This window comes from Streptococcus sp. 121 (genome assembly GCF_016458205.1).
GTDB lineage: Bacteria > Bacillota > Bacilli > Lactobacillales > Streptococcaceae > Streptococcus.
Map to the genome: position 1 here is coordinate 1 of NZ_JAEMED010000036.1, position 9,183 is coordinate 9,183.

The 9,183-nt window shown below is 42.4% G+C and carries 6 protein-coding genes; 5 read left to right on the forward strand and 1 reads right to left on the reverse strand.

Annotated elements, in window-relative coordinates:
* Positions 1–445 precede the first annotated feature (445 nt).
* The gene (locus tag JEQ21_RS07575; protein ID WP_199364766.1) at positions 446–1,855 is read right to left on the reverse strand and encodes a glycoside hydrolase family 1 protein; all 1,410 of its coding nucleotides are present in this window, start codon (positions 1,853–1,855) and stop codon (positions 446–448) included.
* 132 nt (positions 1,856–1,987) lie between these two features.
* Here JEQ21_RS07575 and celB point away from each other — a divergent pair, with 132 nt between their 5' ends.
* From celB to JEQ21_RS07600, 5 genes are all read left to right on the forward strand, one after another.
* A complete protein-coding gene (celB, locus tag JEQ21_RS07580) occupies positions 1,988–3,256 on the forward strand; it encodes a PTS cellobiose transporter subunit IIC (protein ID WP_196092399.1) in 1,269 nt (422 codons plus the stop codon).
* 52 nt (positions 3,257–3,308) lie between these two features.
* On the forward strand, positions 3,309–4,034 hold the full coding sequence (locus JEQ21_RS07585) for a GntR family transcriptional regulator (protein WP_196092398.1): 726 nt from the start codon (positions 3,309–3,311) through the stop codon (positions 4,032–4,034).
* A gap of 13 nt (positions 4,035–4,047) precedes the next feature.
* Entirely contained in the window at positions 4,048–4,995 is a 948-nt protein-coding gene (gene manA, locus JEQ21_RS07590; RefSeq protein WP_199364767.1) for a mannose-6-phosphate isomerase, class I, read from the forward strand.
* A gap of 9 nt (positions 4,996–5,004) precedes the next feature.
* Positions 5,005–5,880: an ROK family protein gene (locus JEQ21_RS07595; protein WP_199364768.1), complete on the forward strand. Its 876-nt coding sequence runs from the start codon at positions 5,005–5,007 to the stop codon at positions 5,878–5,880.
* A gap of 682 nt (positions 5,881–6,562) precedes the next feature.
* Positions 6,563–9,183 (forward strand): YSIRK-type signal peptide-containing protein (locus JEQ21_RS07600; protein WP_199364769.1); only part of this gene is annotated, 2,621 nt, incomplete at its 3' end.

The following is a 9,183-nucleotide window of genomic DNA, read 5'->3' on the forward strand; positions in this document are numbered from 1 at the left end:
TTGGCGTGCGCCGAGTTCATGTTCGAGGAAATCAAAATGTGGAAACAGAGTTAGGACTCCTCTTAATGAGCATGAATCTTACAAAATTGACTAAGAGGTTAGTCCAATATGAAAAAGATAAAGAAAATCACAGACAAATTTGTATCTTTTGGCGAAAACCAAGTACAAATTATCTGTGATTTTTCAATTATTGGCTAGTTTTTGCCCAGCCTCTTGTCTGTGGCTCACTTCCTAGTTTATACTCATTAAATTTCAAAATCTGACGTTGTCAAGCCTCTTCGGTGAACTTTAGTTCTACCATCATCGGCTTTCCTAGTCATCTTTTTGAAATTTTTCGAGTATTCCGATTTAGAAGTTAGTGAAGTATTAATTTTTGATTTTCATTGAGTATTAGATTCTTTTACATAGTACAAAAAAGTCGGAGAGGAATCCGACTTTTTTTGTATTAATAGGAAGAGTCTTCAAAACCATTCTTTTCAGCGACCGTTTTAAACCAATGTCCAGATTTCTTGATGGTTTTTACTTGAGTGTGGATGTTGTTTGAAATAAAGCCGTAGCGGTTTCGATAGGCGTTCATCCAAGACCAGCAGTCTATTGGAGTCCAGAGATGGTAGCCAAAGCAATTGGATCCTTCAGCAATCCCCTGATGGAGGTAGGCTAGGTGTTCTTTGATGAAGTCGATACGATAGTCGTCTTGGATTTGACCATTTTCATCAAGGAAGCGTTCTTCGCGGGAGACTCCCATGCCGTTTTCAGAAACAAACCAGGGGATATTTCTGTAATTGTCTCTGATATTAATGGCAATGTCATAGATGGCTTGTGGGTAGATTTCCCAGCCCTTGTCAATATTCATCCGTCGTCCAGGCATTTCGTAGTTGTCGTAATAGCGATTGGGCATCCAATCACCAACTGAATTTGGAGCGATTTCTGGAGCTTTTACACGGTTTGGATGGTAGAAATTTACACCGAGGAAATCAACAGTATTTTGTTCAAAAATAGCCTGATCTCCGGGTTCGCTTTGCCAGAGGACCTTATCGGCTTCTAGCCGTTGGACCAATTCTTCTGGGAAGTGGCCTTTAATAGCTGGTTCCAGGAATAATTTATTGTTCCAGAGTTCTGCAAAATGGGCAGCGTCCAAATCTGCTTTTGCATCTGAGGCAGGATAGGTTGGTGTCAAGTTAAGAACCGTTCCAATCCGACCTCCATTTTCTTGGAGTCCTAGTTCTCGAAATTTAGCGATGGCTTTGGCTGAAGCTAGATTAAGGTGGTAGGCCACTTGAACGGCTCTTTTTCCATCCACTAATTTAGGATAATGAAATTGATAGAGGTAACCACCGTCGACAACGACCATGGGTTCATTATGGGTGGTCCAATCTTTGACGCGATCGCCAAAAGCTTTGAAGGCTTGTTCCGCAAATCCTACATAGAGATCAACGACATGGCGTGATTCCCAACCTCCATATTTGTGGTAAAGTTCGATGGGGAGGTCAAAATGATGGAGGTTCATGATAGGACGAATACCATTCGCAATGAAACAATCAATAACCTTATTGTAGAAATTAACGGCGTCCGGGTTGACTGTATTGGTTTCTAAATCATCAATTAATCGGGACCATTGAATGGAGGTGCGGACGCTATTCAAGCCGATTTTTTTCATTAAAGCGATGTCTTCCTCGTAACTATTGTAGAAGTTGGAAGCTGTATCTGGCCCGACTTGATTATAAAAAACCTCGGGCTCAATCTCATACCAGTAGTCAAACATATTGGCGTGTTTCTTTTGGAAACGTCCTTCACTTTGGGGGCCAGAAGTAGCAGCTCCCCACCAAAAATTTTTGGGAAATGTATACTTTGTCATAAGAGTCTCCTTTGTTTCTATAGTGCTATTATACATCTTTTTTTAAAAAAGACAAGATATTTTAATAAAAGGACTAGACATTTTGGAGTAAAAGGCGTATATTGATAGTATCAAAAGAAAAGAGGAGTGCTTATGAATAAGTTCTTAGACGCTTTGAGTGATAAACTCTTGCCTCTGGCTAATAAGTTAGGATCTAATCGCTATTTGGCGATTTTGCGGGATGCTTTTATGTTAGCCTTTCCAGTTACCATGTTTGGTTCCATTTTAGTGGTTATTACGAATTTGCCTTTTTTGAGTGATAGCCTTCGAGGAACACTCTATCAATTGTTAGGGAATGGGCAGTTGGCTACGATGTCCATCATGACCCTCTTTGTAGTCTTTGGGATTGGTTATTATCTGACCAAGAGCTACAAAGTAGAAGGGGTCTTCGGTGGTGCAGTAGCTCTATCTAGTTTCTTAATACTGACACCGTTTTACACCCAGTCAGAAGGTGGTGAAGTTGTTTCCAATGTTCTAAGTCTGGATCGACTTGGAGCAAAAGGAATGTTCCTGGGGATGATTACTGCGTTTGTGGCTGCAGAACTCTATAGTCGTTTTAGTAACAAGGGGTGGCAGATTAAGATGCCAGATACTGTTCCCCCTGCCGTTGCAAAATCGTTTGCGGCGATTATTCCGGGGACTTTAACCCTATCCATTTTCTTGGCAATCAATGCCTTGGTAACGGGTGTATTTTCTGTTAACCTTCATGACATTATTTACGATGTCATTCAAAAACCTCTGGTTGGTCTCGGCTCTAGTCTCGGTGCAACCTTGATTGCTCTTTTCTTCATACAGATTCTTTGGTTCTTTGGTCTCCATGGACAAATTCTAGTCAATTCCGTAATGGATCCGATTTGGAATACCTTGAACTTAGAGAACTTGGAAGCCTTTAAGGCTGGTGAAGCGGTCCCACATATCATTTCTAAATCCTTTATGGAAACCTTTACCGTTGGTCTTGGTGGTTCAGGGATGACACTGGCTGTGGTTCTGATTATGGCCTTTATCTTGAAGAAAAAGCTCTACAATGATGTTGGCCGATTGGCTCTTGGAGCAGCCGTCTTTAATGTGAATGAGCCGGTTATTTTTGGTCTCCCAATCGTTTTGAATGCTACGATCTTAATTCCATGGATTCTAGCGCCAATCCTTGTGACAAGTCTAAATTACTTTGTTATGCTCATTGGTCTTGTGCCGGCTCCAACGGGAGTTTCGGTGCCTTGGACAGTGCCGGTGTTCTTTAGTGGTATGATTGCAACCAACTCCATTGCGGGTGGATTGTTGCAATTAGTGGATGTGGCTCTCGTCGGTTTCATATGGTATCCATTCCTTCGTATACTGGACAAACAACCAGATTCTGATCTATAATGTGAATAGGCTTTCGTCACGAGAGAAAGATTCATATAGATCGGAGGGTTCTATGCCAAAGTATGAAGAAATCGCCGGTGTTTTGCGGCAACGGATTACCGATGGTGTTTATCCGGTAGGTTCCATGTTACCAACACGAACGATTCTTGCTGAGGAATTTCAGGTAAGTCGGGTCACCGTTAAAAAGGCAATTGAAATTTTGACGGTTGAGGGCTTGGTTCTATCTCGACAAGGAGATGGAACCAAGATTCTCAATTCGTCCTTCTTTGATCGGGAGGATGCCAAATTCCGTCTGGATAATTTTAATGGACTAAGCTCAGATCTTCATTCAGATGATCGCAAGTTGAGCAGTCAGGTGATTGAATTTACGGTAGATTTTCCGGATCAGGAGCTGGCGGACCGTTTGCAAGTTGATCAGACAACACCAGTTTATAAGATTGTTCGTCTGAGACTTCTGGATGGAGAACCTTATACCCTTGAACATACTTACATGCCAAGTGATTTAGTTCCAGGTCTCAACCAGGAGATTCTGGAGGCATCTATTTATGATTTTTTGCTAAAGAAATTAGGCTTAAAATTTGCGGGCTCTTATCGACATATTACCGCTGAGCGTCCGGATTCTTATGATGTGGAGTATTTGGATTGCAAGAAAAATGATCCGATATTGCAGATAGAGCAGCTAGTCTATTTAAAAAATGGTCGTCCGATTGAATATTCGCGGAGTAGAAATCGCTATGATACCCGGGGCTATTCACTTTTAGATGTAAAAACAAATTAAGGAGAGGCGAATAATGGCAGAACCACTATTTTTAAATTCGCAAATGCATGAAAAAATTTGGGGTGGAACCCAACTACGGGATGTTTTCGGTTACGAGATTCCTTCCGACAAAACAGGTGAGTATTGGGCAATTTCAGCCCATCCCAATGGCGTTTCACGGGTTGCCAATGGGCGTTTTCAAGGTGTGGGTTTGGATCGCTTGTACCGTGAGCAGAAAGACCTATTCGGTAATCCGGATTCGCCAGTCTTCCCGCTATTAACAAAGATATTAGATGCCAATGACTGGTTGAGCGTCCAGGTTCACCCGGATGATCGCTATGCTTTAGAACATGAGGGGGAACTTGGGAAGACGGAGTGTTGGTACGTCCTGGAAGCAGAAGAAGGTGCGGAGATTATCTATGGTCACGAGGCTCAATCTAAGGAAGAACTAGCTCAAATGATTGAAGCGGGTGACTGGGAGCATCTATTGACCAGAGTTCCTGTAAAAGCGGGTGATTTTTTCTATGTTCCCAGTGGGACCATGCATGCGATTGGAAAGGGAATTCTGATTCTTGAGACCCAGCAATCGAGTGACACCACCTATAGAGTCTATGACTTTGATCGGAAAGACGATCAAGGGAATCTGCGGGAATTGCACCTGCAGAAATCCATTGATGTCTTGAATATTGGAAAACCCGCTCATTCAACCCCTGCGAAGCTAGTTGTTGAAAACCTGGCAAGTACCTTGCTTGTCTCTAATGAATTTTTTACAGTTTATAAATGGCAAATTCTAGGACGCGAATCTTTTGCCCGAGTGGCACCTTATCTTCTCTGCAGCGTCGTTGGAGGCCAAGGTCTGCTGGAAGTTGAGGGCCAGGTTTACAAATTGAAGAAAGGCGATCATTTCATACTGCCTTATGATGTTGCACATTGGGCGTTCGAGGGTGAGTTAGAGATGATTGTGAGCCATCCACATTCTTAGGAGGTTACTATGGCTTTGTTGGTCTGTGATTTAGGAGGGACAGCTGTTAAAACAGCCTTATTTACAGAAGGAAACCTAGAGCTCATGGATTCTTTGCCAACCCCTTCTAGTTGGGAAGAGATGAAGGTTGCCCTGCTGGCTCTCAAAAATCAAGTTTCCTCTGAAAATATCAGCGGATTAGCCTTGTCTTGTCCTGGATCTGTCGATACAGAAACAGGTATTATTTATGGAAAAAGTGCCATACCCTATATCCATCGTTTTCCCATCCAAGCAGAATTGGAAGAACTTTTAGGCTTGCCTGTATCCATTGAAAATGATGCCAACTGCGCAGCCCTAGCTGAGCTGCATATGGGGGCGGCGCGTGGCAGCTCTTCTGCAGCTTTTTTTATCATTGGTTCAGGTGTTGGTGGCGCACTTTCAATAGGCACCCAATTGCAAAAAGGGGAAAACTTGTTTGGTGGCGAGTTCGGTTTTATGCTCTTGGACCAAGGGCGTAGTCTGAGTCAATTGGTTAGCCCAGTCCAAGTTGCGCAACGGTTTGCGCAGGACCAAGGTTTGGACCATGTAACAGGTAAAGACTTGTTTGATTTGGCTCAGTCTGGTCATCCAGCAGCTGAGGAGGCTGTTGAAAGTCTTTATAACTCCCTTGCCGTAGGGATTTACAACGTTTTGATGACAGTCAATCCAGAATTAGTCCTACTGGGAGGGGCCATCTCCGCCCGAGAGGATTTAGTTCCAAATGTGCAGCGTCGCTTAGAAGCACTTATTCAGGAAACCGATGCAGAGGATATCCGTTTTAGGCTAAAAGCCTGTGCGTTTCAAAATCAGGCAAACCTTCTCGGTGCTGTTTCCCATTTTTTGATAAGCCATCCTGAAAAAGTTTAGTCTTTTAGTACAAGGCGGCGAGTCGTAGACGCTAAAACGTTCGAAGAAAGTTTCAAATAAGTAGGGCAAGACGAACTAACTCAGTAATAAAAAATAAACGAAAGAGTATATGAAATCCCCCCCTGATTACCATCGAGTATCGGGGGGGATTTTTGCGGTAGTCATATGGTTTGTTTTTAGAAAAAGACAGCGAGTCATAGCCAGGACTGATGTATGGAGCGAGCTAATACAGAAATAACAGATAAACTAACATCCTATATCTGGACAAATTGAATTGGTCAGACTTTTTTAGCCCCAATGATTTACCAAGAGAGTATGATGAGTGATTTCTTTGTAGAGTGGTTTACATAAGAGCTTCTACCATCTATGCTGGTCACTTCTTTGACTGTCCATCTCATCCTACATCTGAGCCAAGAAAGCTGACAATGACAAGGAGATTTTGGGAGACTATCAAAGTTGGAGGGAAGGTATTTGTGAAGCTCAATTTCTCATATAGAAAGCTGAATTGAAGAATATATCCCTATAAAAAAATAGATTAACTTTTCGTAAGCAAACGTTTGTTTTTTCTGTAAAAAAATGTATACAAAAATTTCATGGTTTTTCTGAGCATTTTACTGTACATACAAATTTAAAATGTGTTAAAGTATCTTCGAACAAAAAAGAAAAGAGAGGTTTATAACTTATGTTCAACAAAAAACAGCGATTTTCAATTCGAAAATTTAAAGTTGGTGTTTTTTCTGTTTTAGTAGGTAGTCTATTTGTTTTAGATCCTTCTAGTACTGTTGCGGCTGAGGAACATTCTCCTATCGATGTTCAAGTCGTAGAAGAGAGAGTACAGCCAGGAGCTGGGGAAATTGCTCCTGCGACAGAACTCCCACAAGCGGAGCCGGTAGAGGTAAGCCCTACTCCTGCTCAGTCAGCTGAACTGGCTTCAGAGACTAAGGTGACTCCAGAAACAGCGGCCACAGTAGTCAAAGAAGATAGCGCCCCATCAATTTCTGAAGAACCTGCTGCAGAGGAGAAGGTTACAACGGAAGCGAAACCGGTTGCGCAAGCTCCAGAGACAGCTGAAACGACAACAAACAAAGAAACGCCACAAGTAGAAGCGCAAGCAACTACTAAGGAAGTAGAGACTCCAGCAGAGAAAGTGGAGAGCAAGCCAGCAACTACAACTTCAAGTTCATTCCGTAGTGGCTTCCGTTCTGCGGGATTCCGAAATGCGGAAGCTACAAGTTCAGGTGTTACCGTTGAGAAGGTGGCGAATCTGGATGATGTTGAATACGGTGTATATGGTTTTTCACCAACCATTAATAAAAATTCAGTCGTCGAAGCTTATAACGGAGCTAATTTCCGTCCTTCTAGACGTTTCCAAGGGAAATTCCCGATTAATGTGAACTCGGCTATCCTACATAGGGATCCCAAAACAATCGAAAACAAACCTTATGTTATTATTAAGAATGTAGGTGAATACCAAGGTCGTCAGTTAGACATGAAGCTGGAGTATGCTGACTGGAAACGGATGCTCGTGCAAAATACCAGCAATCAGGTTTATGGTCAAGCCAACTCTATCTTGGACATCGGTCGTATTATAACGGGTACAGGGCTTCAAATGCACATGCAAGGTATGGACTACATCACTATGCGTGAAACTTACCTGGATAGTGCAACAGGGGAGACTGTTTCGGTTAAAGCGAATAAGACCCTTTTGGATATCGACAGACAAGAATTATTTGCGATTTCTAATAACTCAAATGCAAGTATCCAAAAAACTAGTGATGAAATTACAGTTCAACCGACCACTTCCGCTGTAGGCAACGTCATTTATAACAATACAACTGGTGCTCCTCGGAATTATCGTGATAAAGATACGAAGGAAACGATTTTTGATACCGATCACCGGATTAATGTCTCGTATGATGCAACTGCAGATAAGCCTTTTGAGTATTCTTTCTTGGCTCGAAAAAATGAAATTCGCTCGAAGGATATTTATGAAAACGCCAATAACCGTAATCAGAACTTAGCTAAAGTACAAGAAAACTTGGATAAATATTACGCATCCAATAATAGCACTAAAAATCCAAGAAAAGTTAATCGATACTATTATGAAAAACCACAGACTAACCGGTATATTTGGGGTAAAATCATCAATGAAGATGTGGAGCCAGACATTCCGGTACAGTATGTATCAGATGCAGATGAAGGTCACACAACAACCACTCTTGAAGATGGCGAACGCATCGACAATGACCCAGTTGAGTTGGTAACCATTGCCAAACCAAATGAAGAAGTAAGTTTCCGTAACCAAACTTCGACAACATTCAAGGTTTCCGGTGAACCGCTTACTCAGCTTGTCTTTACACAAAAATTAGATGACAAACTAACTTATAAAAATGGTTCCTTGAAGGTATACCTTGGAGAAGATGATAATGGTAACCCGAAAGATGTTACTAGCCAAGGAAGAACCAATTATGACGCGGCAACTCGTACCTTGACCTGGACAGCAAACAATGCATTGTTGACCAAAGAGGAGAGCCAAGGTGAACCATTGACAGTTGACTTCAAAGCAACTGCGAATGCTCCTGGTAATGGACAAATCATCAATCCTGCAGCAACATTTAAAATCGATAAAGATGAGTTGCAAACAAATCGTACAAAAATTATCTATGGAAACTTTGTACCACCGACAACTGATGCGCTAGAAGAGGAAGTTGCGAAGCAGGAGGAAGTTCTTCCAAGTACCAACTACGAAAATGCGGATCAAGATAAGAAAGACGCTTATGATCAGGCGCTTGCTAAAGGTGAAGAAGTCCTAAATAACGCAAACGCTACTCAAGCAGATGTTGATGCAGCCAAAGAAGCTCTAGAGGCCGCACGTAATGCCCTAAATGGTGATTCAAAACCAGAAGCAGTCGATAAGTCAGAATTGGAAGCTGAAGTAGCTAAAGAAAACACTGTTAAAGATTCAGACGCCTACACCAAGGCAACAGAGGAAGCGAAGCAAGCTTACGATAATGCCCTAGCAGATGCGAAGAAAGTATTGGAAGATCCAGCAGCGACAGCAGAGCAAGTAGCGGCAGCCAAAGACGCTCTAGCAAAAGCAGCGGAAGACTTGGTTAAGAATCCATCGAAAGATCCAGTAGCGGAAGCGAAGGAAGACGCTAAGAAAGCGATCGAAGAAGCCTTGGCAGCGAAAGAAGCAGCGATTGACGCATCAGACGCAACTGATGAAGAAAAAGCAGCAGCTAAGGAAGCAGCAAAAGCAGAAGCGGACAAAGCTAAAGAAGCAGTCGATGCAGCAGAGAC